Origin of the sequence: Paraburkholderia sp. A3BS-1L, assembly GCF_051125215.1 — a bacterium.
In the GTDB taxonomy this organism is placed as follows: domain Bacteria; phylum Pseudomonadota; class Gammaproteobacteria; order Burkholderiales; family Burkholderiaceae; genus Paraburkholderia.
The window spans coordinates 669,943-693,171 of sequence record NZ_CP120444.1; the positions used below are offsets into that span (position 1 = coordinate 669,943).

22 protein-coding genes are annotated in these 23,229 nt (G+C 62.5%); 3 read left to right on the top strand and 19 right to left on the bottom strand.

What is annotated here, in order from left to right:
• The first annotated feature begins 53 nt into the window (after positions 1-53).
• Entirely contained in the window at positions 54-236 is a 183-nt protein-coding gene (locus P5W99_RS28175; protein ID WP_421027147.1) for a hypothetical protein, read from the top strand.
• Between the two features lie 55 nt (positions 237-291).
• Here the strand turns inward: P5W99_RS28175 and P5W99_RS28180 are convergent, their stop codons facing one another.
• The 13 genes from P5W99_RS28180 to P5W99_RS28240 form a co-directional block, all read right to left on the bottom strand.
• Positions 292-1,293: a GlxA family transcriptional regulator gene (locus P5W99_RS28180; RefSeq protein WP_421027148.1), complete on the bottom strand. Its 1,002-nt coding sequence runs from the start codon at positions 1,291-1,293 to the stop codon at positions 292-294.
• Positions 1,294-1,405: 112 nt separating this feature from the next.
• Complete coding sequence (choW, locus tag P5W99_RS28185; RefSeq protein WP_421027149.1) at positions 1,406-2,302, bottom strand: choline ABC transporter permease subunit; 897 nt, start codon at positions 2,300-2,302, stop codon at positions 1,406-1,408.
• Positions 2,295-3,464: a quaternary amine ABC transporter ATP-binding protein gene (locus tag P5W99_RS28190; protein ID WP_421027150.1), complete on the bottom strand. Its 1,170-nt coding sequence runs from the start codon at positions 3,462-3,464 to the stop codon at positions 2,295-2,297. The genes choW and P5W99_RS28190 overlap by 8 nt, the downstream gene beginning before the upstream one ends.
• A 550-nt stretch (positions 3,465-4,014) precedes the next feature.
• A complete protein-coding gene (locus tag P5W99_RS28195) occupies positions 4,015-4,878 on the bottom strand; it encodes a glycine betaine ABC transporter substrate-binding protein (RefSeq protein WP_421027151.1) in 864 nt (287 codons plus the stop codon).
• Positions 4,879-5,020: 142 nt separating this feature from the next.
• The gene (locus tag P5W99_RS28200; protein WP_421027152.1) at positions 5,021-6,157 is read right to left on the bottom strand and encodes a 2Fe-2S iron-sulfur cluster-binding protein; all 1,137 of its coding nucleotides are present in this window, start codon (positions 6,155-6,157) and stop codon (positions 5,021-5,023) included.
• 29 nt (positions 6,158-6,186) lie between these two features.
• Positions 6,187-7,425, bottom strand: coding sequence for an aromatic ring-hydroxylating oxygenase subunit alpha (locus P5W99_RS28205; protein ID WP_421027153.1), 1,239 nt, complete (start codon positions 7,423-7,425; stop codon positions 6,187-6,189).
• Between the two features lie 62 nt (positions 7,426-7,487).
• Complete coding sequence (locus P5W99_RS28210) at positions 7,488-8,273, bottom strand: electron transfer flavoprotein subunit beta/FixA family protein (RefSeq protein WP_421027154.1); 786 nt, start codon at positions 8,271-8,273, stop codon at positions 7,488-7,490.
• Positions 8,270-9,451 carry an electron transfer flavoprotein subunit alpha/FixB family protein gene (locus P5W99_RS28215; protein ID WP_421027155.1) on the bottom strand — a complete coding sequence of 394 codons (1,182 nt, stop codon included), beginning with the start codon at positions 9,449-9,451 and terminating at the stop codon, positions 8,270-8,272. The genes P5W99_RS28210 and P5W99_RS28215 overlap by 4 nt, the downstream gene beginning before the upstream one ends.
• A gap of 4 nt (positions 9,452-9,455) precedes the next feature.
• A complete protein-coding gene (locus P5W99_RS28220; RefSeq protein ID WP_421027156.1) occupies positions 9,456-11,390 on the bottom strand; it encodes a (Fe-S)-binding protein in 1,935 nt (644 codons plus the stop codon).
• Between the two features lie 3 nt (positions 11,391-11,393).
• Positions 11,394-13,457, bottom strand: coding sequence for an FAD-dependent oxidoreductase (locus tag P5W99_RS28225; RefSeq protein ID WP_421027157.1), 2,064 nt, complete (start codon positions 13,455-13,457; stop codon positions 11,394-11,396).
• Positions 13,458-13,509: 52 nt separating this feature from the next.
• A complete protein-coding gene (locus tag P5W99_RS28230; protein ID WP_421027158.1) occupies positions 13,510-14,043 on the bottom strand; it encodes a DUF5943 domain-containing protein in 534 nt (177 codons plus the stop codon).
• A 134-nt stretch (positions 14,044-14,177) separates the two neighbouring features.
• Positions 14,178-15,149, bottom strand: coding sequence for a dipeptidase (locus P5W99_RS28235; protein WP_035534843.1), 972 nt, complete (start codon positions 15,147-15,149; stop codon positions 14,178-14,180).
• A gap of 83 nt (positions 15,150-15,232) precedes the next feature.
• Complete coding sequence (locus P5W99_RS28240) at positions 15,233-16,507, bottom strand: serine hydroxymethyltransferase (protein WP_421027159.1); 1,275 nt, start codon at positions 16,505-16,507, stop codon at positions 15,233-15,235.
• Positions 16,508-16,953: 446 nt separating this feature from the next.
• Here P5W99_RS28240 and P5W99_RS28245 point away from each other — a divergent pair, with 446 nt between their 5' ends.
• Entirely contained in the window at positions 16,954-17,979 is a 1,026-nt protein-coding gene (locus tag P5W99_RS28245) for a GlxA family transcriptional regulator (protein WP_421027160.1), read from the top strand.
• A gap of 26 nt (positions 17,980-18,005) precedes the next feature.
• On the opposite strand, the gene P5W99_RS28250 is transcribed toward P5W99_RS28245, so the two are convergent.
• The 6 genes from P5W99_RS28250 to P5W99_RS28275 all read right to left on the bottom strand — a co-directional run bounded on the left by P5W99_RS28250 (position 18,006) and on the right by P5W99_RS28275 (position 22,546).
• Positions 18,006-18,380: a PLP-dependent transferase gene (locus P5W99_RS28250; RefSeq protein WP_434665461.1), complete on the bottom strand. Its 375-nt coding sequence runs from the start codon at positions 18,378-18,380 to the stop codon at positions 18,006-18,008.
• A 101-nt stretch (positions 18,381-18,481) separates the two neighbouring features.
• Complete coding sequence (locus P5W99_RS28255; protein ID WP_421027161.1) at positions 18,482-19,210, bottom strand: amino acid ABC transporter ATP-binding protein; 729 nt, start codon at positions 19,208-19,210, stop codon at positions 18,482-18,484.
• A 36-nt stretch (positions 19,211-19,246) separates the two neighbouring features.
• Entirely contained in the window at positions 19,247-19,906 is a 660-nt protein-coding gene (locus P5W99_RS28260) for an amino acid ABC transporter permease (protein WP_421027162.1), read from the bottom strand.
• Between the two features lie 73 nt (positions 19,907-19,979).
• Positions 19,980-20,762, bottom strand: coding sequence for a transporter substrate-binding domain-containing protein (locus tag P5W99_RS28265; RefSeq protein ID WP_434664534.1), 783 nt, complete (start codon positions 20,760-20,762; stop codon positions 19,980-19,982).
• A 407-nt stretch (positions 20,763-21,169) separates the two neighbouring features.
• Positions 21,170-21,835 (bottom strand): winged helix-turn-helix domain-containing protein, encoded by a 666-nt coding sequence (locus tag P5W99_RS28270; RefSeq protein WP_434664536.1) that lies wholly within the window; start codon positions 21,833-21,835, stop codon positions 21,170-21,172.
• A gap of 48 nt (positions 21,836-21,883) precedes the next feature.
• Positions 21,884-22,546: a response regulator gene (locus P5W99_RS28275; protein ID WP_421027165.1), complete on the bottom strand. Its 663-nt coding sequence runs from the start codon at positions 22,544-22,546 to the stop codon at positions 21,884-21,886.
• A gap of 95 nt (positions 22,547-22,641) precedes the next feature.
• Between P5W99_RS28275 and P5W99_RS28280 the strand changes: the two genes are divergently transcribed.
• Positions 22,642-22,962, top strand: a complete 321-nt coding sequence (locus P5W99_RS28280; protein WP_421027166.1) for a hypothetical protein — start codon at positions 22,642-22,644, stop codon at positions 22,960-22,962.
• Positions 22,963-23,229 lie beyond the last annotated feature (267 nt).

Here is a 23,229-nt window from a genome sequence, read left to right on the forward strand (position 1 = left end):
GCCCTGCCCGAGCAGGCAGGAAATATCCCCGATTTCTATGCGATCGCGCGGAGATGGCCGGCAACGTCGTCAGCGTGCGTGCGCCGTTCGATGCCCCCGACCGGGTGATTAGTCTCTACTGGCATCAGCGCAACAAAACAGTGCCCGCGCACCGCTGGTTGTGCGAGCAACTGGTGGATATGTTTGCTTCGCCGCAGTTGGCCGTGCCCGGTCCGAAAAACATGCAGCAACAGTGAGTCCGCGGGCCTGGAAGTCGGCTGGAAGTCGACCGGCATACGGCCGCCCGCCCCCTCACTCGCCGCCGCGCCGCTCGTGGCTCGGCGCATGACCGAACTGCACGCGATATGCCTTGCTGAAATGGCACGGCGAATTGAACCCGCAAATCGCCGTCACGCGCGAGATCGAAGCATCGGTCGTGCGCAGCAGCTCGCGCGCGCGCTTCAGGCGCAGCGTGAGGTAATAGTGCGTGGGCGATACGTTCAGATACGCCTTGAACATGCGCTGCAAATGCCGTTGCGAAAGCCGCACGAGCCGCGCGAGCTCTTCCAGCGAGAGCGGCTCGCGAATATTCGCTTCCATCAGCCGCACGACCTCGACCAGTTCCGCACGCGAAAAACCCACGCGCGCATCCACGGGAATCGGCTGCAAATCAGTCGCGCCGCGAATGCGTTCCAGAATGAATTGCTCCGAGACCTTGGCGGCAAGCTGCTGGCCAAAGCGCGCGCCCACGAGATCGAGCATCAGGTCGAGCGGCGCCGTGCCGCCGGTGCAGGTCAGCCGGTCGCGGTCGACCACGAATAGCTCGTCGGCGAATTGCACGTGTGGAAACCGCTCGTGCAGCGACGAAAGATTCTCCCAGTGCACCACGCAGCGGTAGTCGTCTAGCAGCCCGCTCGCCATGAGCGCGTAAGCCCCCGTGCAGATTCCGCCAAGCGGGATGCCCCGCTCCGCGAAGCCGCGCAGCGCGTCGCGCACGTTGTCGTCCACCGCATCCTGAATGTGAATGCCGCCGCAGACGATCATCACGTCGGGCAGGTCGTCGGGGTCCGGCGCCTGGGCCGGGCGCACCGAAATGCCGTTGCTCGCGCGGGCGGGCGCGCCGTCGAGCGTATAGACCGACCAGCGATAAAGATCGCCGCGGCCCACATAGTTGGCCATGCGCAGAACTTCGACAGCGTTGGAAAACGCGATCATCGAAAAATTCGGCAAGGTCAGGAAACCAAAATGTTGCAATGAAGCCAGCGGCTTGGTGAGTTCGGTGGCTTCAACAGCTTCGGCGGTGCCGGATGTCACATTGCGCCCCTATGGAGACAAGCCTGCACGGGCTGAGAATGAAGAACCGGCCCGCACGCGCGAGCCGGTTAATCTGATCAGGACAACACGCTTAAAACAGACGTTTCGCCATTCAAGCCTGCGCGACTATGGCGCGCGGACGAAAGAGCTGCTTCATGCCCGAGAACAGCGGCGCCTTTGCGGCACCCGGCGCGCGGCCAAAGCTCTCCGTGATGCGGTCCAGAATGATCGCCAGCAGCACCACCGCAAGCCCGCTCTCGAAGCCCAGCCCGATATCGAGTCGCTGGATGCTCGCGAGCACGTCGTTGCCGAGGCCGCCCGCGCCCACCATCGAGGCAATGATCACCATCGAAAGCGCCATCATGATGGTCTGGTTCACGCCTTGCATGATCGAGGGCAGCGCATTGGGAAACTGCACCTTGTAGAGCAGCTGCCACGGCGTGCAGCCGAAGGCGTGGCCCGCTTCCACGATCTCGCGGTTCACGTGCTTGATACCGAGGCTCGTGAGACGCACGGCGGGCGGCATCGCGAAGATCACGGTCGAGAGAATGCCTGGCACGCGACCAAGACCGAACAGCATCGCCGCCGGAATCAGGTAGACGAAGGCCGGCATGGTCTGCATCAGGTCGAGAATCGGCCGCACGATGGTCTGCACGAGCTTGTTCTTCGCGGTCCAGATGCCGAGCGGAATGCCCAGCACGAGGCTAATGAGCGTGGACGAAAGCGTGAGCCCCAGGGTGACGATCATCTGATCCCAGAAGCCGGTCGCGTAGATGAGCAGCAGCGAAGCCGCCGCAAAGATCGCGAAGCGCCAGCCCACGCGCCACAACCCGAGCGCGATGAAGAACGCCATCATCGCCCACATGGGCACGACCTGAAGGCCATGCTCGATGAGCTTCGCGAAGCTTTCGATCGCCTTACCGATGGCGTCGAAGGTGTTGGCATCGTGGTCGAGCAGATAATGAACCGACTGATCGACCCATTGGCCGAGAGGAATGAGCTCAGACATGGGCACCCCTGTTGCGCGTAATGACCTTGAGGACAGCGGCCTGATCGATGGAACCGCAATAGCGGCCTTCATCGTCGACCACCGGCAATGCTGTATTCGTTGCGCACACGCGCGAAACCACCTGATCGAGCGGCGCGCCGAGCGCGATGCTCTCGACCTTGCGCACCGACGGCTTGTCCACGCCGATCGCATCGCGCGTGACGAAGCCGCTGATGCGGCGCTGCGCGTCGAGCACGAACGCATATTCATTGCTGCCGTTGAGCGACGCGGCCACGCTCTTCTTGTCGAGCGTGCGGATGAGCGGCACGGCTTCGCGCTGCATCAGATCGCCGGCGGTGAGGTAGCGGCTCGTGTCCACGCCGTCGAAGAACGCGCGCACATAGTCATCGGCAGGATTGCTGATGATCTCCTGCGGCGTGCCGATCTGCACGATGCGGCCGCCTTCCATGATGGCAATGCGGCTGCCGATGCGCAGCGCCTCTTCCAGATCGTGCGAGACGAACATGATCGTGCGGCGCTGCTCCTTTTGCAGTTGCAGCAGCACGTTCTGCATTTCCTTGCGCTTGAGCGGGTCGAGCGCCGAAAACGCTTCGTCCATGATCATGAGCGAGGGGTTGACGGCCAGTGCGCGCGCGAGACCCACGCGCTGCTGCATGCCGCCGGAAAGCTCGGCGGGCAGCTTGTGGGCGAACTGCGCGAGGCCCACCTGTTCGAGCACCGTGAGCGCGCGTTGCTCGCGCTCCTTGCGCCCGACGCCCGCGACTTCGAGGCCGAAGGAGGCGTTCGCGAGCACCGTGCGCTGCGGCATGAGCGCGAACGACTGGAACACCATGCTCATGTCGGTGCGGCGCAGCGCGATCAGCTCGCTTTTCTTCACCGCGGCGATATCGCGGCCATCGATCACGACCCTGCCCGCGGTGGGCTCGACCAGACGATTGATGAGACGAATCAGCGTGGATTTTCCGGAGCCCGAAAGGCCCATTAGCACGAAAATCTCGCCTTCGTTCACCGAGAACGAGGCATTGTTCACGCCCAGCACATAGCCGGTTTTCGCGAACATCTCGTCCTTGGTGGCGCCGCTCGAAAGCAGCTCGCGCGCCACTTTCGGATTAGGCCCGAAAACCTTGCATAGTCCATCGACTACGATCTTTGGGGATTCCATCGACTCCATCTCCTAGTCATGCAGGCGCCGGCCCGCTTCGTGTAACTACATGTTTGCCAGAAAAAACCCCGCCGGGATGGCTATTTGCGACAGGAGCTTATGTAAAAGCGACACGCCACGAATTGAGACTTTTTTGGTGCTTTTTCGCGGGTAAACGCGTGTTGGCATTCAAAGAAAAGTTGGCTCAAAAAAGGCGACGAACACCGCGCGCGAATCCGCGCGGAAAAGCTGACGAGTGCCATGAAAAAACGAAGGCGCGAGCGAGCGCCCCGTCGGTTTGGAGTTATGCCCCACGGCACGCGCAGCGCCGCTGGAGGAATGAGCCCTTTTTCACTCCGGCTGAAGCCGGGTGATAACAGGCGCCCGGAGCCACTACCTGGTGTGGCGCGGGGTGAATGGTGGCTGGCATGAGCGGTTGGAGGGGCTTTCTATTGCCTGCTTTTCTTTGCCGCTGCAAAGAAAAGCAGGTGCCGCCCCACGCATAAGCACCGCTGGCAGACCGCCGCGAATACAAGGAAACGCGACGATAAACCCGCAATAAGCGAAGCGCTTACTGGGCAGATTGCACCCAGTCATTGACGCGCTCGCCGTGCGCGGCAATCCAGGTATCAGCGGCAGCCTCGGGCTTGGCTCCGTTCTGAATGGCGAGCATCACGCTATCGATCTCACCCGGCTTCCACTGAAACTTCTTGAGAAACGACACCACGGGCGGCGCCTTCTTCTCGAGTTCCGGGTTGGCTACGCTATCCACGTGCTCGGCCGCGCCGAAGACATTCTTGGGATCCTCGAGGAAGCGCAGCTTGTACTTGGCGAACATCCAGTGCGGCGTCCAGCCGGTCACGATCACCGGCTTCTTCGCATTGACGTCGCGCGCAAGCTCGGCCGTCATGGCACTGCCGGAACTCGGCATGAGCGTGTAATCGAGCCCATACTCCTTCACGGCGGTGTCGGTCTTTCTCATCACGCCCGCGCCCGCGTCGATCCCGACAATGCGCCCGCCGAACGCGCTCTTCTGCGCATTGAGATCAACGATGCTCTTCGCACTCACGTAATCAGGCACCACAAGACCGATCTTCGCACCCGTGAAGTTCGTCCCGAGATCGACCACCTTGTCCTTGAACTGCGCCCAGTAAGCACCCTGCGTGACCGGCAGCCACGCGGAAAGCGTCGCATCGAGATCGCCGCGCGCCACGCCCTGCCACATGATGCCCGCCGCCACCGGCACGAGCTGCACCTGGTAGCCGAAGCGCTTTTCGATGATGCGTGCCGCCACGTTCGACGTGGCCACGCTGTCGTCCCAACCTTCCACATAGCCGATCTTCAAGGTCGGCTTTTCGTCGGCCAAGGCCGAACCGCTCAACACCACCATCGCCGACACCATGCCGGTCCACAACAGTTTTTGCAGCAGCTTCACGGTCTTCTCCTCAAGTTTGGGCAGGCTTGCCCTGTGCGCTTCCAGATTCCCCCGCCACAATATGTTGTTATCGTCGTTTTACGACACGATCTTATTTTGGCGCGACATGCGCGGGCAGCATGCGCGCGATTTTTGCCTTGCGTTATTTATCGATGACGAGATCGGACAGCGGCTTCGAGCAGCACATCAACGCCATGCCCTGATCGATTTCGCGCTGGCGAATGCCGCCCTTATGATTCATCTGCACCTGGCCCGAGACGAGCTTGACCTTGCAGGTGCCGCACATGCCCTGCGCGCACGATGACGGCAGGCGCACGCCGGCCTGGCGCGCGGCTTCCAGCACGTGCTGGTCCGTGCCGCACTGGATCTCGCGATTGCTCTTCGCGAACGTGACCTTGAAGGTGGCCGCTTCCGTACCCGCTTGTGCGGGCGATTGCGCAAGGGCCTCGGGCTCGTCCGCATTCAGTGTCTCGAACGAGAAGCTCTCTTCGTGATACTGCTTGTGCGGGAACCCTGCTTCGTCGAGCAGATCGCGCACGGCCTTCATATACGGCGCAGGACCGCACGTGAAGATTTCGCGCTCCATGAAGTCCGGCGCAATCAGCTTCAGCAGCGGCAGCGTGAGAAAACCCGTCACGCCGGGCCATGAAGTGCGCGCGCCCAGCCGCTCGCAAACGAACGAGGTGCGGAAGTTCGCATGGCTCGCGGCAATCAGTTCGAGCTCGCGCGCGAAGATGATGTCGTCGGGCGTACGGGCGCTATGCACGAACACGATGTCGCGATCCTCGGCGAGATCGTGGTGCGCGCGGCTCATCGACATCAGCGGCGTGATGCCCGAGCCGGCTGAAAGAAACAGATACTTGTTGGCCGGATGGCGCGCGCAGGTGAATTCGCCGCCCGGCCCGAGCACGCGAATCGACGCGCCCGGCAGCAGGTTGTCGTGCAGCCAGTTCGACACCTTGCCGCCCGGCACGCGCTTGACGGTGATGGAGATTGTGTGCGGCCGCGCCGGCGACGACGAAATCGTGTAACAGCGATTCACCGCTTCGCCGTCGATGTCCAGTTCGAGCGTCACGAACTGTCCCGGCTCGAACGAAAACGTGCGCCCTTGCGGCGATCGAAAGAAAAAGCTCTTTACGTCGTGTGTTTCCTGCCGCACATGGCAGCACACCAGCGTTTCCTCCGCATCGCTCGTCCAGCGCTCCGGCAGCGCGCCCCAGAAGGCAGGGCGCGTCACCCGGCTGTCGGTGGGATCGAATTGGGCCGCATCTCGCATCATGTCAAACTCCGCTCTACTCGCGCACCGGCTTAAGCGCCGATTTTTTCGGCAAGACGGCCCACATACCAGGCCGTGAATTTTTCGACAAGGCCCTCGGTGTACGGCGAGTACGGGCCCGGCTCATAGGCGCTGCTTCCCGCGCCGCGCTGCGAATACTCCACCAGCGTGCGGTCCTGGTCATTGGTCGCGTTCCACACTGCCGTGAGATTCGCCACGTCGTAATCGACGCCTTCCACGGCATCCTGATGCACGAGCCAGCGCGTGCGCACGAGCGTTTCCCCGGCCGACAGCGGAATCACCGAGAACGACACGATGTGGTCGCTCATGAAGTGATGCCACGAGTTCGGCTGGGTCCAGAACGAGAGGCCGCCGAGATCGGCCGTGCGGAACTCACCCAGCAGCTTCTTCGAAGCCACCTTGGCGTCGAGCGTCTGCGATTCGCCGCTGCGGTCGAGCGGCAGGCGCTGCGTGCGAAAGCCCGTGACGTCCGAGAGCTTTTCGATCTCGACGGAAGGCAGGTTCATCTCTTCCCACTGCTTCGCGCGCTCCTCGCAGGTGCGCGCGAAGGCGTCCATGCCTTCAGCGTTGGCTTCCGAGCGCTGATAGCCGAAGCCGTATTCGTAGAGCGAAATCGTGAGTTCAGGATGGTTCGCGACGCAGTGATAGCACTCGCGATTGTTCTCCATCACGAGCTTCCAGTTACCCTTTTCGACGATGTCGACTTGCGCGGCAACCTTGCAGTTGGGCAGATCGTGCGGCAGCAGATACGGCTCCATGGCGGCGCGGATCATCGAGAAGTCGGGCGGGTTCTCGGCCAGGCAGATGAAGATCAGGCCTGCCAGGTTTTCCACGTGGACCGTCTTGAGGCTGTGCTTGCAACGGTCGAACTGCTCGCCCATGTGCTCGGCGAACATCAGCTCGCCGGTCAGGTTGTAGGTCCAGCTGTGATACGGGCAGACGATGTTGCCCACCGTCCCCTTATGCTCGTTGCACAGGCGCGCGCCGCGATGGCGGCACACGTTGTGGAACGCGCGCACTTGCATGTCGTCGTCGCGTACGATCAGGATCGACTCGCCGGCCAGCTCGACCGTGACGTAGTCGCCCGGTTCCGGAAGCTCCGGCTCCGTGGCTACCTGAATCCAGTGTTGACGGAAAATCGCCTCCATGTCGAGCGCGAAAATGTCCTCGCTGCGATAGAAGGGTGCTTCAAGGCTGTAGCCTGCCTGGCGGCGTTCCACCAGTGCGCGAATGTCTGCCGATACGTTCATCGTTTGCTCCGGATTTTTCATCCCTGGTTCTTGCCTGTTTCTTGCCGACAGCTCAGCAAATATCAGTAATCGATGAGTTGATGCTCGCGCAAATACGCGAGTATCACTTGTGCTTTTTCGACCGAACTCCCCTCAATTACGACGCTCCCGCCACGGCTCTCGGTCGTGACCGCCGCGAGCATCCGGGAATGCCCTGAGCGCTTCTCGGGGGCGGCGAACTTGACCGGCTTGCGCTCGATGGGACCGACCTTCCAGGCGGCCGAATCATCGCTCGCAAAACGCGCCGCGCGCTGGGGACGGATCGTGCCCGAACGCAGCCGCGCATAGGCGTACTGAGGCTGGCCGCTCGCCAGCGGATGCACGGCGATCACCGCCGGCAGCGCCGTTTCCACGCGGCGGCGCAGGCCCTTGGGCAAGAACTGGCGCACCGTCGCCCGGCCCCCTTTTACGTCGACGTCCACAGCGCTGCCCACGAGCGGGCAGCGCAGCGCCGCCGCCACGCTGTACGGCAGCATGCCACTGTCGTGCGCGCCCTCGGCGCGCGTGCCGGTCAGCACGAGGTCGTAGCCGCGCACGCGTTCGGCGAGCGAGCGCGCCGCGTCGTCGCCGGGCGCGCATGCCAGCACCTCGACTTCGCGCGCGCCCAGCGCGAGATACTCGACCAGCGCAGGCTCATTGGCGTCACCCGCGTGAATCACGTCGAGTTGCGCACGGTGCTGATCGGCGAGCTTGCGGCCGATTTCCAGCGCCTGCGCGTCGTTGCGGCTGTAGCGCGGCGCGCCGCTCACGGGATGGCGGCCCGCCGAGACCAGCACCGCGATGCGTGCAATCTGTTGTTGAGCGTTCATGCCGCTACTCCCGCGGTTTGAGCTTTCGGTTGACGTGGTTCACCGGCAGCCGGCGCTTGCCCGCGCGTTGCACGCGCGCTCTGCACCTGCTGGATCAGTGCCGCGATGGTCTGCTGCGCATCGCCCACCACGGTCAGGTTCGCGCGCTTCGCTATCGGCGCGCTGCCGTCCATGTTCACGGCAATCACGTGACGGCAATCCTTGATGCCCTGCAAATGCTGCACGGCCCCGGAAATACCGAACGCGATATACACGCTCGCCTCGACCGTCTTGCCGGTCGCGCCCACCTGCTTGTCGCGCGTGAAATGGCCGTTGTCCACGGCCACGCGGCTCGCGCCGATGGCCGCGCCGAACACGCCCGCGAGTCGCTCGAACGACGCAATGTCGGTCACGCCATTGCCCGCCGAGACGATGAAGTCGGCCTCTTCGAGCGCCACCTGGGCCGCGTCGATTTCCTCCAGACCCAGATCGCGATAAGGCTGCTCGATATCGCCAGCGGGACGGATGAAGTCGCCTGCGAGACGCTCGCCCGCCCCCACGAAGGGCAGCTTCGCATCCACCGCGTTGGGCTCGAGCAGAATCACATCGGGCAGTGCGCGCGTTGCGAACGCGCGTTTCGCCTGTTCGTAGGCGCCCACATGTTTCGCGTCGATCTCGACCACGTGCGCCGCCACGCTCGCGCTGGCGCAGGCCGCATAGCGGCGGCCCAGATCGCCGTCGCCGGTCGCGTTGTCGGGCACGAATACGTGCTTGGGCGCGAGCGCCGCGGCGCAGGCCTGCAACGCGCGCAATTCGCTTTCGGGTGCGAACACGCGGCGCTCGAAGCCCGGCAATTCGATCAGCTTGTCCACGCCGAGCGCCGCCGCATCATCCTTCAATTCGCCGAACACGAGCAGCGCCACTTCGGTTTTCGCATCGGCCAGCAACGCCGCCGCCGCGATGGTCTGGCACGTATGGTCGTCGAGCGCGCCGCGCTCGGCGTGAGCCACCACCAGCATGACTTGATTCGGATCGCTAACTTGACGGCGAGGCTTGGCTGCCGCTGCGCCATGCGCGTGGCTGCTCCAGTGCTCCGCGCTGGCATCCGCGCTGCCGCTCTCGCCGAGCGTGATGCGCCTGAGTCCTGCCGCCGTAATGATGAAGGGGCGGCGCGGATCGATTCGTTTGATCGCGTTCATCGGTTCACTCCAGCGAAGCAGCAACGAGTTCGGCCACGTCGAGCACCTCGGGGCGCGGACCCACGACGCCTTCGAGCATCGCCGTGCAGTTCGGGCACGCCACCGCGACAACCTCCGCGCCCACGGCCTTCGCGTCGGCGATGCGGATATCGGGGATGCGCTGCTTGCCGGGGATATCGGTCAGCGGCGCACCGCCGCCACCGCCGCAGCAGCGTCCGCGCATGCCGTTGCGCTCCATCTCCACCACCTGGATGCCGATTTTCTTGAGCAGCTTGCGCGGCGCTTCGGTCTCGCCGTTATAGCGGCCCAGATAGCAGGGATCGTGATACGTGGTGCGCTTCTCGCGCAACGCCTCGACGGCCTTCGGCGCAATCTTGCCGCTCGCGGCAAGTTCGGCGAGGAAGGTCGTGTGATGCAGCACCTCGTAACGCGTGCCGAGCGCGCGGTATTCGTTGCGCAGGCTATGCATCACGTGCGGATCCGCGCTCACGATGCGCTTGAAGTTCAGCGTCGCGAGCGTGCCCATCATTTGCTTCGCCATGCGCTGGAAGGTTGCCTCGTCGCCGAGACGGCGCGCCACGTCGCCCGTGTCCGTTTCCTGGCCGCCCAGCACCGCGTAGCTCACGCCCGCCTTGTTGAGCACCTTCACGAGCGCACGCAGCGTGCGTTGATAGCGCATGTCGAACGCGCCTTCACCCGCCACCAGCAGCACATCCACGGGCTTGCCCGGCTGTGCGATGGGCGCATTCAGATCGACCGACCAGTCGTAGCGCGCAGCCTTGTCGTAGCCGCCCATCGTGCCGGTCTCGCGCAGGTTCGCGAGCACCTCGGGGCCCTTGCCCGGCACCGTGCCGTGCACGAGCGTCTGGTTGCGGCGCATGTCGACGATGGCATCCACGTGCTCGATCAGCATCGGGCACTCCTGCACGCAGGCGCGGCAGGTGGTGCACGACCACAGCGTTTGCGCTTCGATCAGGCCCGAGACGATCGGACCGTTGGGCGCGCCGCCATGCTGGCCCACCGCAATGCCAGGCGTGGGGCTGCCCGCATAGGCCGCGTCAGTGCCGCCTGCCATGCCCACCACGAGATCCTGAATCAGCTTCTTCGGATTGAGCGGCTGACCCGAGGCGAACGCGGGGCACGCAGCTTCGCACTTGCCGCACTGCACGCAGGCGTCGAAGCTCAGCAGCTGGTTCCAGCGGAATTCCACCGGCTTGGCGACGCCATATTCCTGCTGCTCGATATCGGGCAGCTTGAGCGCCGTGGGCGGCGTGTCGGTACCGTTGCCGGTCCAGCCTTCACGCGTGGCGGCAAAGCGCTCCTGGCGCGGGTGAAACGCGAGATGCAGCAGGCCTGCGATGGCATGCTTCATCGGGCCGCCCCTGGCTGCACCGAAGGTCATCGCGAATGCGCCCACGCCGATCAGCAGCGCGCACAGCACCGCGAAACCACCCGACATCGCGCCGGTCGGCACGACCATGAACAGCACGAGGCCGAGCGCGAACGAACCAAGCACCCAGGGCAGCGTATTCCACGGGCCCTTCGACAGACGCGCGGGCACGTTCTTCGCGTGACGGCGACGCCACACGAACACCACGCCAACCAGCATCGCGAGCGCCGCGAGGAAGATCAGCTTGTCGAGCCACGGCGAGTAGATCGCCAGACCGTAGTTGATGAACACGAGCGCGAGCGCGCCAATCGCGCCGCCGGCGGTCGCCACGTGCGTCTTCGCAATGTACGGGTCGCGCGCGACCACGTGGTGCAGATCAACGAAATAGCGCTTCGGAATGCTGAACAGCTTGGTGAAACCGAAGGCGCCGAACGAACCGGGCGCCGCTGCACGCCCGACGCGCCAGTAAGCGGCCCGCTTCGCGACGGCGAACGCGAGCCCCGCCATCGACAGCCACAGCAGCGCGGTAATGAGCCAGGTCGGGTTCATGGGTCAGAAGTCCTTCACGAGCCGCAGCGCGTCATAAATTGCGCCGTGGATGTTGTGCATCGAGATGCAGTCGCCAACGCGGAACAGCAGGAAGCGGCCGTTGCCGAGTTCTTCGGTAAGGCACGGCTGCGCTTCCGACGCGAACAGCTTGTTCACATCGACCTGGCCGCGGTTCACCGATTCGTTCTTGAGCTTCCAGTAGAGTTCGTCGTTCGGCCGCGTGCCGTTCTCGATCACCACCTGATCGACTGCGCGCTCCTCGAGCTCTTCCGTGTACTCGTTGCGCAGCACCGCAATCTTCTTGCCGTCCTCTTCGTAGACGCGGTCGAGCCAGTAATTCGGCGTCAGCACCGCGCCCTGCGCGTACAACCGGCGATAGAAGATCGGGAACGTCGTGCCGCCCACGTCGTCGGCCACCTTGACGTCCGGCGTCACGATCTCGACCTTCGAGCCGCGGCTCGCGACGAAATCGGCCACGCCCGAGCCCGCGTGCGTACTGATGCCGTCATAGATCAGCACGTTCTGCTTGGGCTCGACCTTGCCCGTGAGGATGTCCCACGAGCTGACCGCGAGGCCTTCCGCCACGCCCCAGCCCGGCACCTCTTCGGTGTAGCTGTGACCGCCAGTTGCGAGCACAACGATGTCCGGCTTCTCGGCCATGATCATCTTTTCGTCGGCCGCGACGCCCAGCCGGCGATCCACGCCGAGGCGCTTGGTTTCCATGTCGAACCAGCGCACGATGCCGGACATCTGCTCGCGCTGCGGCGCCTTTGCCGCGATCATGATCTGGCCGCCGACTTCGGTGTTCTTCTCGAACAGCACGACGTCATGGCCGCGCGAGCGCGCAACGCGCGCTGCTTCCAGGCCTGCGGGGCCCGCGCCCACCACCACTACCTTGCGCTTCGGGCCACGCGACTTTTCGATCACGTGCGGCATCGTCTCTTCGCGCGAGGTCGCGGCGTTCTGCACGCACAGCACGTCGAGGCCGTTGTACTGGCGGTCGATGCAGTAGTTCGCGCCGACGCACTGCTTGATTTCGTCCTCGCGACCGTCGCGGATCTTGATCACCATGTGCGGATCGGCAATCTGTGCACGCGTCATGCCGACCAGGTCGATCATGCCGTTCGCGAGCAGGCGCTCGGCCTGGCCCGCGTCGCGGATGCTCTGCGCGTGCATCACCGGCAGTTTCACCACCGACTTGATGCCGCCGGCCAGATGCACGAACGGCTCCGGCGGCAACGCCATCGGCGGCATGCAGTTCACGAGGGTGTTGTGCGTGTCCGCGCCCGAACCCACCACGCTGATGTAGTCGATCAGGCCGGTCGCTTCCATCGCCTGGGCGATTTCCTTCGCGTGCTCGTGGTCGATGCCGTTCTCGTGGAACTCATCGCCGCACATGCGCAGGCCGACGCAGAAGTCGCGGCCCACGGCTTCGCGCACCGCCTTCAGCACTTCGACGCCGAAGCGCAGGCGGTTCTCGAAGCTGCCGCCCCATTCGTCGGTGCGGAAGTTCGTGCGCGGGCTCCAGAACTGGTCGACCAGTTGCTGGTGCGCGGCCGAAATTTCGATGCCGTCCATGCCCGCGCTCTTCACGCGGACCGCGGCGGCCGCGAAGTCCTTGATGATGCGCTTGATGTCCTCGACTTCGATGATCTTGGCGTTGCCGCGGTGCACCGGCTCGCGCACGCCCGACGGCGTCACGAGGTGGGGCCAGTGCTCGCCGTGGTAGGCATTGCGGCGGCCCATGTGCGTCGCCTGGATCATGATCTTCGCGCCATGGCGATGCATTGCTTCGGCAAGGCGCGCCAGCGGATCGATGACCTTGTCGGTCGTGAGATTGACCGACTTCCACCAGCCTTGCGGGCTATCCATCGACACCGGGCTCGACCCGCCGCAGATCGCGAGGCCGACGCCGCCCTTGGCCTTCTCCTCGTAATAGCGGATGTAGCGCTCGCCCGGCAGGCCGCCCGGCTCGGCATAGACCTCGGCGTGTGCCGTGCTGACAATGCGGTTACGCAGCGTCAGCTGATTAAGCTGGAGGGGTTTGAACAGGTTGGGATAGCGCATCGCAGGCGACCTCTGGCGTTCGTATGTCTCGTGTTACTTGGTGTAGTTCTTTTTAGTGGGCGATCGGCGACACTTCAAAGACGCAGTGATCGTGGTTTTCGGCCGCGCACTGCACTTCCTTCGATTGCGAGCGCGGTGCGCCCTTGCCTTCCGGCGTCGTGTCGTTGACCCAGTCCATCGCGCCGGCGAACCAGCCCGCGAACATGTAGCAAAGCTTGCCTTCCTTGCCCGGCTGCTGGAGCACGAACGACGAATGGCGCAGCTCGATCCTGGCGCGCGCGCTCGACGGATCGGCCTCGATGATCGAGAACAGACCCCAGCCGCGCTGCGAGAGGCGCTTCAGGTAATGCTCGAATACCGCCATGCCGGTCAGGCCGTGCAGCTTCGCTTCCTTGTCGCACCAGTGATAAGCGGACTTGTAGCCGGCCTTGTAGAGAATTTCCGCATAGGCCTCGACGCCGAGCGCTTCCTCGACGGCGACGTGATTGTTCGTGAAGAAATGACGCGGAACGTACAGCATCGGCAGCGCGTCGGTGGTCCAGACGCCCGTATCGGGATCGACGTTGATCGGCAGTTGCGGTTGCATCGTAGTGACTCCGTGAGGAAAAAAGCCGATTGCGTCGTTGCGCAGGCGCGGCATCGCCCGCGTGCCCCGCGCGTCATGCGCCGGGCACGTCCCGTTGTTTCGTGTTTGGTGTGCTGGCTAGACCGTCGTGCGGCTTACGCGCCCCACACGTCCTTGTACACGCGCACCCAGTTCTCGCCCATGATCTTGCGGATGCGCGATTCCTTCCAGCCGGCGCGTTCCATCGCGGCGGTCAGGTTCGGGAATTCGCCGATCGTGCGGATGCCTTCCGGATTGACGATCTTGCCGAAGTTGGTGAGCTGGCGATAACGACCCTTGTCGTGCGTGAGCATGTCGAAGAACTCTTTCGCGTAATCCTGCGTGAAATCCGTGCCGATGCCGACCGTATCTTCGCCCGCGATGTTCACGACATAATCGATCGCTTCGATATAGTCTTCGATCGTCGATTCGATGCCGCGCTTCAGGAACGGCGCGAACATCGTCACGCCGACGAAACCGCCCGCATCGGCGATCTCCTTGATCTGCGCATCGCTCTTGTTGCGCGGATGGTCCTTCAGGCCCAGCGGCAGGATGTGCGAGTAGCACACCGGCTTCTTCGAAAACGCGATCGCTTCCGACGACGTGTTGCCGCCGACATGCGAGAGGTCGACCATGATGCCGACGCGGTTCATCTCGGTGATGACTTCGCGGCCGAAATCGGAGAGGCCGCCGTCACGCTCGTAGCAGCCGGTGCCCACGAGGTTCTGCGTGTTGTAGCAAAGCTGCACGACGCGCACGCCCATATCGGCGAAGGCTTCGATGTAGCCGAGGTTGTCTTCGAACGCGTGCGCATTCTGGAAGCCGAGGATGACCCCGGTCTTGCCTTCCTTCTTCGCGCGGAAAATGTCTTCGGTCGTGCGCACCAGCGTGAGCAGTTCGCTGTTGTCGCGAATCTGCTTTTTCATCACGCCGATGTTGTCGACCGTCTTGGTGAAGTTCTCCCACACCGACACGGTGCAGTTCGCAGCCGTGATGCCGCCCTTGTGCATGTCTTCGAACACCGGCCGCGCGAACTTCGAAATGTTCAGGCCGTCGATGATGATGCTGTCCTGATGCAGCGTGCTCATGTGTCTCTACTCCAGTATTGTCTGACGTCGGTGGGGTCGACCGTGTTCGGGGAACGGGCCCGGCGCGCCGGGCCCCTATGCAATCAATAGATCGGGAAGCGTTCGCACAGCGCGAAAATCTCGCGGCGCACGCGCTGCTCGGTGGCGGCGTCGCCTTCCGGATGCGCGCGCAACGAATCGAACACTTCGAGAATCAGGCGGCCGATCTCGCGGAACTCCGCCACGCCGAAGCCGCGCGTCGTACCGGCCGGCGTGCCCAAGCGAATGCCCGAGGTGACCGTGGGCTTTTCCGAGTCGAACGGAATGCCGTTCTTGTTGCAGGTGATGCCGGCGCGCTCGAGCGCCTGCTCCACCTGGTTGCCCTTGAGGCCCTTGGGACGCAGGTCCACCAGCAGCAGGTGGTTGTCGGTCCCGCCCGTGACCAGATCGACGCCGCCCGCCTTCAGCACTTCGCCGAGCGCCTGCGCATTCGCGAGCACGCTGTCGATGTAGGTCTTGAAGCTCGGATCGAGCGCCTCGCCGAACGCCACCGCCTTGCCGGCGATCACGTGCATGAGCGGGCCGCCCTGCAGGCCGGGGAACACGGCCGAGTTGATCTTCTTGGCGATTTCCTCGTCGTTGGTGAGCACGAAGCCGCCGCGCGGACCGCGCAGGGTCTTGTGCGTGGTCGACGTGACCACATGCGCATGCTCGACCGGGTTCGCATGGCGGCCGGCGGCGATCACGCCCGCAATATGCGCCATGTCGACCATCAGCTTCGCGCCCACGCTATCGGCGATCGCGCGGAAGCGCGCGAAGTCCAGCTGGCGCGGGTAGGCGGAAAAGCCCGCGATGATCAGACCCGGCTTATGCTGATGCGCGAGCTCTTCGACCTGGTCGTAGTCGATACGCATGGTTTCGCGGTTCACGCCGTACTGCACCGCGTTGAACCACTTGCCCGACAGCGCGGGCTTGGCGCCGTGCGTGAGGTGGCCGCCCGCGTCGAGCGACATGCCGAGCACCGTCTCGCCCGGCTTGGCCAGCGCGAGCATGACCGCGCCATTGGCCTGCGCGCCCGAGTGCGGCTGGACATTGGCGAAACCGGCATTAAAGAGCTGCTTGATGCGCTCGATCGCCAGCGACTCGATCTCGTCCATGAATTCGCAACCGCCGTAATAGCGCTTGCCGGGATAACCTTCCGCGTACTTGTTGGTGAGCACCGAGCCCTGCGCTTCCAGCACCGCGCGCGACACGATGTTTTCCGACGCAATCATTTCGACCTGCGACTGCTGCCGCTCGATTTCTTTCAAAATGCTTTTACGCACCGCGGAGTCGCGCTCGGCGAGCGGCTGCGAAAAGAAAGCTTGAGTGTTCGACATAGAGCATCCGTGACGATGTGAGATGAATGGCCCGGCCCGTACCGGAAGGCCCCGCCCCGCCTGGGTTTCGTGCCCGTCGGGACGGTGGCGGTTGACGGCTCTATTCTTGTCGTTCGTATTTGCGGCCGATGTATGAATTCAGACGCGTTCTTTTCCTTTTCCGCCATCGGCGTCCGTTTTTCACAAGTACCGGGAACATTCGCTAACCACGGGTGGAAGGTTTCCGATTCCAACAATCATCAGACGTTATTCGCGGTGAATTGAATGCACCGGGCCGCCGCACGCCAAATTCCTCCGGAACACCCTTTAAATCTGACCGCGCGTATTTTTGTCGGGTTTGAATTAGGGTTTAGCCGCATGGCACACTTGGCACGCCAGATTCGAAAATGAGCTAGCCTGGCGCGGGCTTCCGGCCCAGGCTTCAGAATTAAAGGAATCGTCCTCTCATGGTCCCCGCCCGTTCGGCGACGTTGGCGCACTTTGCGTTCATGCCGCTGCCCAATTTCACGATGATTGCGTTCACGAACGCCATCGAAGTTCTTCGCATGGCGAACTACCTGAGCGGCCAGCCGCTCTACCGGTGGTCGATCATCAGCCCGCAGGGCGGCCAGGTCACGGCAAGCAACGGACTCTCCATCGACAGCGGCCCCGCCGAATGCGTGGGCCAGCCCGACATCGTGTTCGTTTGCGGCGGCGTGGACGTGCAGCGCGTCACCACCGCCGATCATCTCTCCACGCTGCGCCGCTTCGCGCGCATGGGCGTGGCGCTCGGCAGCCTGTGCACGGGCACCTATGCACTCGCCAAGGCAGGGCTGCTGGCCGGGTATGCATGCGCGATCCACTGGGAGAACATGTCGGCGCTCAAGGAGGAGTTTCCGTCCACGCGCTTTCTCAAAGAGCTATTCGTGATCGACCGCGACCGGGTGACCTGCACGGGTGGCGTGGCTCCGCTCGACATGATGCTGAACCTGATCACGGAGCGGGTGGGTACTGCGCGCGTCACGCAGATAGCCGAACAGTTCGTGGTCGAGCATGTGCGCGATACCAGTGCGCAGCAGCGCATGCCGCTGGTGGCGCGGCTTGGGTCGGCGAACAAGTCGCTGTTCGAGGTCATCGCGCTGATGGAAAACAATATCGAGGAACCGCTGTCGCGCGAAGAACTCGCAAGGCTCGCGAATATGTCGCAACGGCAGTTGCAGCGGTTATTCCATGAGCATCTGGGGATGACACCGACGCATTACTATCTGACCCTGCGGTTGCGGCGTGCGCGTGAGCTTTTGCTGCAGACCGACATGTCGATCATGCAGATCACGATGGCTTGCGGGTTTCAGTCGGCTTGCCATTTCAGCAAGAGCTACCGGGATGCGTTTGGGAATGCGCCTACCGGTGAGCGACGCAAACGCATTGCGCCGCTTTCGGGGGTAGATACGCCGGCTGTTATTGCTGCTGCCCCGTCGCTATCGGCTCACTGATTGCCTTGTTTTTCGTGTGATTGGCGTCACGGCACGCTCAGAAAGCGGAATGCCTTATCAAGGTCCGCGATCAAGTCCTCTTTTGCTTCAAGGCCGATATGGAGACGGAACGCAAATCCGTCGTATGGCCAGTTGCTACCCGGTCGCTCCTGACGGGGATCGAACGGCATCACGAGGCTCTCGAATCCGCCCCACGAAAAGCCCAGTCCGAAGAGTTCGAGGTGTTCGACGAACGAGCGGAATCCTTCGCGGGTAAACCCGGGTTTCAGCGCAACGCTGAAAAGGCCGGAGGCTCCCTTGAAATCACGTGTCCAGAACGCGTGGCCCGGGGTACCCGGCAGTGCTGGGTGGAGTACGCGTTCGACCTCGCGACGCGAGGTGAGCCAGGTGGCGACATCCAGATTCCGTGAAGCAAAAAGGTTTCAGAATGCATGACTAGTCCCTATCGGATGCCCTTCGGCAACCGACTGTTTTTCAGTAACGGGCGACTACGCGAATACGCTCAGTGGGGCAGCACGCGCAGCAGGAACTCCTTTGCGCGATCGGATTGCGGATTGTCGAAGAAGACTTCGTTGCGGGCGTCCTCGACAATGATGCCCTTGTCCATGAACAGGACCCGGTGCGCCACTTTCCTCGCGAAACCCATTTCGTGCGTGACACACATCATCGTCATGCCTTCCTGGGCGAGTTCGATCATCACGTCGAGCACCTCGTTGATCATCTCGGGGTCCAGGGCGGACGTGGGTTCGTCAAACAGCATCGCGATCGGATCCATCGAGAGCGCCCGTGCAATCGCAACGCGTTGCTGCTGGCCGCCAGACAGTTGAGCGGGATATTTGTCGGCGTGCGCGCGAAGCCCCACCCGGTCAAGCAGCGCCAGTCCTTTCACGGTTGCGGTATCGCGGTCCCGGCCGAGAACCTTGATCTGAGCGAGCGTCAGGTTCTGCGTGATAGAGAGATGCGGGAACAACTCGAAATGTTGAAACACCATCCCGACCTTGGCGCGGAGCTTCGAGAGGTTAGTTTGCTTGTCTCCCACCGAATGACCGCCAACGACGATTTCGCCTTCCTGGAAGGGTTCGAGGCCATTCACGGCCTTGATCAGCGTCGACTTGCCGGAGCCGGACGGACCGCACACCACAACCACCTCCCCTTTTTTCACGTCCGTTGTGCAGCCGGTAAGAACCTGAAACTGCCCGTACCACTTCGAAACGTTTTTGAGTGAAATCATCTCGCTATCTCTACGATTCTCGAGTTACCCGTTGTCTCAGCGCACATGTGCCTGCGCAAGCCGCACTTCAACGTGACGCTGCGCCCACGACATTGCCGTGCTCAAAATCCAGTAGATTGCGGCGGCGGCCAGATAGAGCGGCAACGGTTGATACGTCGCTGCAATGACTTCCTGCGCGGCGCGCAGCATCTCCGTCACGGTGATCACGGAAACTAGCGACGTATCCTTGATCAGGCTGATCAGCGTATTGCCTAGACTCGGTACGGCCATTCGCAAGGCCTGCGGACAAATTACGTAGCGCAACGTCTGCAAGTGGGTGAGGCCCAGGCTATGCGCCGCACTCCACTGTCCGCGGCTGATGCCGAGAATGGCGCCGCGCATGCTCTCGGAGAGATAGGCCCCGGCGTTGGCGGTCAAAGCGAGAATGCCCGCGCTCGTTGGCTCGAGAGAGATGCCAATATCGGGCAACCCGTAGTAGACGACGAAAATCTGCACAAGCAGTGGTGTGCCGCGCATGAGGCTGACGTAGCCCCGGGCAACGCCCATGAGGAACGGCCGGCCGCTGATACCCATGATGGCGACGATCAGGCCGACGCACAGCCCGAGAAACGCGGAGGCAAGCGCGAACTTCAGGGTAATCAATGCACCCATCAGGAGGAGCGGCAATGCCTGAATAACGAGGTCGATTGGAGCCATAGAATGATCTGCTGCGCGGGCGCATCGCCCGGGCCGGAGCCCGGGTGACGCAAACAGAAAGAAGGATGAGCAATTACTGCGAGACGGGCTGCGTTACGTCGGTGTTGAACCAGTGCATCGAAATCTTTTTCAACGTACCGTCCTGCTTCAGCGAACTGAGAGCGTCGTTCACCGCCTTTTCGAACGCGGGATTGCCCTTGCGGAACGGAATGCCCATTTCCTGCTCGCCCCCTTTGAGTACCGCGCCCGGACGAAGCGGGAGATTCGAAGTCTTGATGATGTATGGCAGCATCAGGCGGTCGTCGAGCGTCGCGTCGATGCGGCCGGACGCGAGATCGCGCAGTTTCTCCGGCGCGCCGGGATAGGTTTGGACGTTGATGCCCGAAACCGCGCGGGCCATCTGGTCATAGTTGGTGCCGAGCGTTACGCCGATTTTCTTCTCGCCGCTGAACTCGCCGAGCGATTTGAACTCGCGCTTGTCGTTGGTGCGCTGAATCAGCTGGGCCGCCGAGAAGGTGTAGGGCTGGCTGAAATCCAGCGCCTGCTTGCGCTGGGGCGTGATGGTGACCTGATTGACGATCACGTCGAATTTGCCGGCCTGCAGGCCGGCAAGGATACCGCTCCACTCGGTGGGGACGAATTCCGGCTTGACGCCCAGTCTGGCAGCAAGGGCCTTGGCGACATCCACATCGAAGCCTTCAAGCTCGCCGGCAGCGTTCCTGTAGTCGAACGGAGGATAGGTGCCCTCCAGGCCGACGTGCAGCACACCGCTCGATTTCACCGTTTCGAGCAGGTCCTGGGCGTGGGCAGTGGCGCCCACAAAACCGAGCGCGGTCATGACGAGCGCACCGCGCATAAGCAGACGCCTGGTGTTCGAAAAATTCATGGTCTCCTCGTGGATTCAAGTGGGTCGTTCTAATGGGTGTCGAAAGCGGCATGCCTTCAACGGGTTGCAACGGGAACTGCGTGCGTTGTCATCCAGGGGCTACCGCGCGACATGCGTTAAACATGCGGCTCGGCCCGTCCGGTCACTGGAGATCGTACGGGGGCAGTAAGAGAATTTTTTTTTAAAATCTCTAGTATTTATCCACTAGGACGAAGAATAGAATTCTTTGCGGGGCAGCCGTTGCAGTAGAGATGTTGTTTGGACGGGTGCGCCCCCCCTGGAATCGTTGCGTTCACCCGGGGAATCGCGGAGGCTGCCTGGCTTAAGCCGATACCGGGATGACAACGGTATTGCCGAATTGCCAATAGTGGTTTGCCTTAGCGCCAGCTTTGGCACAACCGATAGCCGACGCCTCTCACAGTCACAATCTTCTCCGCACCCAGCTTGCGCCTCAAGCCATGGACAACCACATCCACGGCATTGTTGTCCAGCGCAGCACGCGGTTGCCCGTCGAGGTGCAGTGCCAGTTCCGAGCGCGTGAATACCCGCGTAGGCTCGTTGACCAGCGCACTCAGAATCCGGTATTCGCTTGGCCTCACCGAAACCGGCAAGCCATCGAGCAATATGGAATGATCGAGCGTGTTGACCAACAAATTTCCGAGCACCACCCTGCCTTGAAGGCGGTGCGGGCGCCGCATCGACAGGCGAACCCGGGCTCGCAGGTCCTCCAGCTCGAACGGCTTCATGAGGTAGTCGTCAGCGCCGCTGTCCAGCACGACCATGGGGCTCGCGAACAAACCTTGAGGAATCAAGGCAACGACAGCCGCTTGAGTTCCGCGCTTGCGATAACGCCGCAACAGATCGAACGAGTCCAGGCACGCGCAACCGAAGTCGAGCAGCACGAGATCGTGACATTGCGCCTGCAAGCTCAGTTCGGCCTCGTAGGCGCTGCTCGCCCAGTCGACCTCATGCCCCATAAGAGGCATCACCGAAACGATCTGTAGTGCGATCGAATCGTCGTCTTGAACCAGTAGCACTCTCACATTGACCTCCAGTCATCCCGATGGCTTGCAGCTTCACCAGTCATGGGGCTATGCGAGCGTGCCGATGCGATAGCCCACGCCTCGCACGTTATAGATTGCGTCGCTCCCCAGTTTGCGGCGCAGATTGTGAACATGCACCTGGATGGCGTTACTCTCGATCTCCTCGTTCCATCCGTACAGGCGTTCCTCGAGCTGCGAGCGCGTGACGACCATTGCAGGATCGCGCATCAGCTCCTCCAACAACACGAACTCGCGTGTCGTCACCGGCACCTCCCGGTCGCCTAGCCATACGCGGTGCTGCGCGGGGTCGAGCCGCAGCGTGCCAACTTGCAGCAACGGTTGCACGCGGCCCGTCTGGTGCCGGTTCACGACGCGGATGCGGGCCAGCAGCTCGTCGAGCGCAAACGGCTTGACGAGATAATCGTCAGCGCCGCCGTCAAGGCCCGCCACCCCGTCCGGCACGGCATCGCGAGCGGTAATCACGATTACCGGCGTTGCATCGTTTCGCCGGCGCAACCTCGCGAGCAGCGCGAGCCCGTTCTTTCCGGAGCGCGCGATATCGAGCAGCACAAGGCCATACGAGGTCGCGGCAAGCGCCAGCATGGCCGAATCCCCGTGCTCCACCCAGTCGACTGCGAAGCCCTCCTTGCGCAAGCCGCGCTTCAATTCACCATCTATCGATGCGTCATCTCCCACGAGCAATATGCGCATGGTATTCCCCGTTATTCAATTCACTGCCAGTCAATGATTTCGATGCGACATATCGTGATCGCCGCATGAATTGATCGTGTTAAGAAAAACTCCCCATGAAAGCAGCACCAACGATTTTCAAGAGCTTAAGGTTTGCCGCAGTTTTTAAAGCGGGCAAACACTCAGTGAATTCCCTGGCGAGCAGTCCGCACCTGTACATCCTTGTGTCAGCAAGGCTCTTGCCACTTTACGTTTTGCTTTATGACGATCCAGCGAATTTCCGGACCGTGGGCCGGCCTGCGCAATCGTCAGGAACGTCCGGTAGCCGCTCCCATCGGTGCTCTCCAGCAAACGGCGCGATGGTTCGCCCGGCCGCGCAAGGGCTGCGCGACAGCCGGATCGTAACCCTCGACCATTTAAACGGCTTTCAGGCATAAGCTGCCTTTTATCGTGGACATAAAATTATTCGATTGTCCTTAAGCTTGGGGCGCCGTCAAAGTTCGATCCGGAACAGTTGATGCCCGCCGCGTAACCCCGGTGAGCGGGTTCAACACGACGCGAAAAAGATTGCCGACACGGCAGCAAAAAGCTGGAGCTGGCATACCTCCATCCGTTCCCAAGCATCGATCTTCGGCACCGTATTTTCTTTCCTTAAATTCGCATTACAAACTACTACCAATGAAAGGAGATGTTGTGGTCAATTT

Excerpts from the sequence above, each read along its gene's own strand:
- P5W99_RS28280 (WP_421027166.1), top strand. The coding sequence starts at position 22,642 with ATGAAAGCAGCACCAACGATTTTCAAGAGCTTAAGGTTTGCCGCAGTT.
- P5W99_RS28215 (WP_421027155.1), bottom strand. The coding sequence starts at position 9,451 with ATGAACGCGATCAAACGAATCGATCCGCGCCGCCCCTTCATCATTACG.
- P5W99_RS28240 (WP_421027159.1), bottom strand. The coding sequence starts at position 16,507 with ATGTCGAACACTCAAGCTTTCTTTTCGCAGCCGCTCGCCGAGCGCGAC.
- P5W99_RS28235 (WP_035534843.1), bottom strand. The coding sequence starts at position 15,149 with ATGAGCACGCTGCATCAGGACAGCATCATCATCGACGGCCTGAACATT.
- P5W99_RS28230 (WP_421027158.1), bottom strand. The coding sequence starts at position 14,043 with ATGCAACCGCAACTGCCGATCAACGTCGATCCCGATACGGGCGTCTGG.
- P5W99_RS28175 (WP_421027147.1), top strand. The coding sequence starts at position 54 with ATGGCCGGCAACGTCGTCAGCGTGCGTGCGCCGTTCGATGCCCCCGAC.
- P5W99_RS28265 (WP_434664534.1), bottom strand. The coding sequence starts at position 20,762 with ATGCGCGGTGCGCTCGTCATGACCGCGCTCGGTTTTGTGGGCGCCACT.
- P5W99_RS28225 (WP_421027157.1), bottom strand. The coding sequence starts at position 13,457 with ATGCGCTATCCCAACCTGTTCAAACCCCTCCAGCTTAATCAGCTGACG.
- P5W99_RS28245 (WP_421027160.1), top strand. The coding sequence starts at position 16,954 with ATGGTCCCCGCCCGTTCGGCGACGTTGGCGCACTTTGCGTTCATGCCG.
- P5W99_RS28205 (WP_421027153.1), bottom strand. The coding sequence starts at position 7,425 with ATGAACGTATCGGCAGACATTCGCGCACTGGTGGAACGCCGCCAGGCA.
- P5W99_RS28220 (WP_421027156.1), bottom strand. The coding sequence starts at position 11,390 with ATGAACCCGACCTGGCTCATTACCGCGCTGCTGTGGCTGTCGATGGCG.
- P5W99_RS28200 (WP_421027152.1), bottom strand. The coding sequence starts at position 6,157 with ATGATGCGAGATGCGGCCCAATTCGATCCCACCGACAGCCGGGTGACG.
- P5W99_RS28275 (WP_421027165.1), bottom strand. The coding sequence starts at position 22,546 with ATGCGCATATTGCTCGTGGGAGATGACGCATCGATAGATGGTGAATTG.
- P5W99_RS28190 (WP_421027150.1), bottom strand. The coding sequence starts at position 3,464 with ATGGAATCCCCAAAGATCGTAGTCGATGGACTATGCAAGGTTTTCGGG.
- P5W99_RS28255 (WP_421027161.1), bottom strand. The coding sequence starts at position 19,210 with ATGATTTCACTCAAAAACGTTTCGAAGTGGTACGGGCAGTTTCAGGTT.
- choW (WP_421027149.1), bottom strand. The coding sequence starts at position 2,302 with ATGTCTGAGCTCATTCCTCTCGGCCAATGGGTCGATCAGTCGGTTCAT.
- P5W99_RS28260 (WP_421027162.1), bottom strand. The coding sequence starts at position 19,906 with ATGGCTCCAATCGACCTCGTTATTCAGGCATTGCCGCTCCTCCTGATG.
- P5W99_RS28210 (WP_421027154.1), bottom strand. The coding sequence starts at position 8,273 with ATGAACGCTCAACAACAGATTGCACGCATCGCGGTGCTGGTCTCGGCG.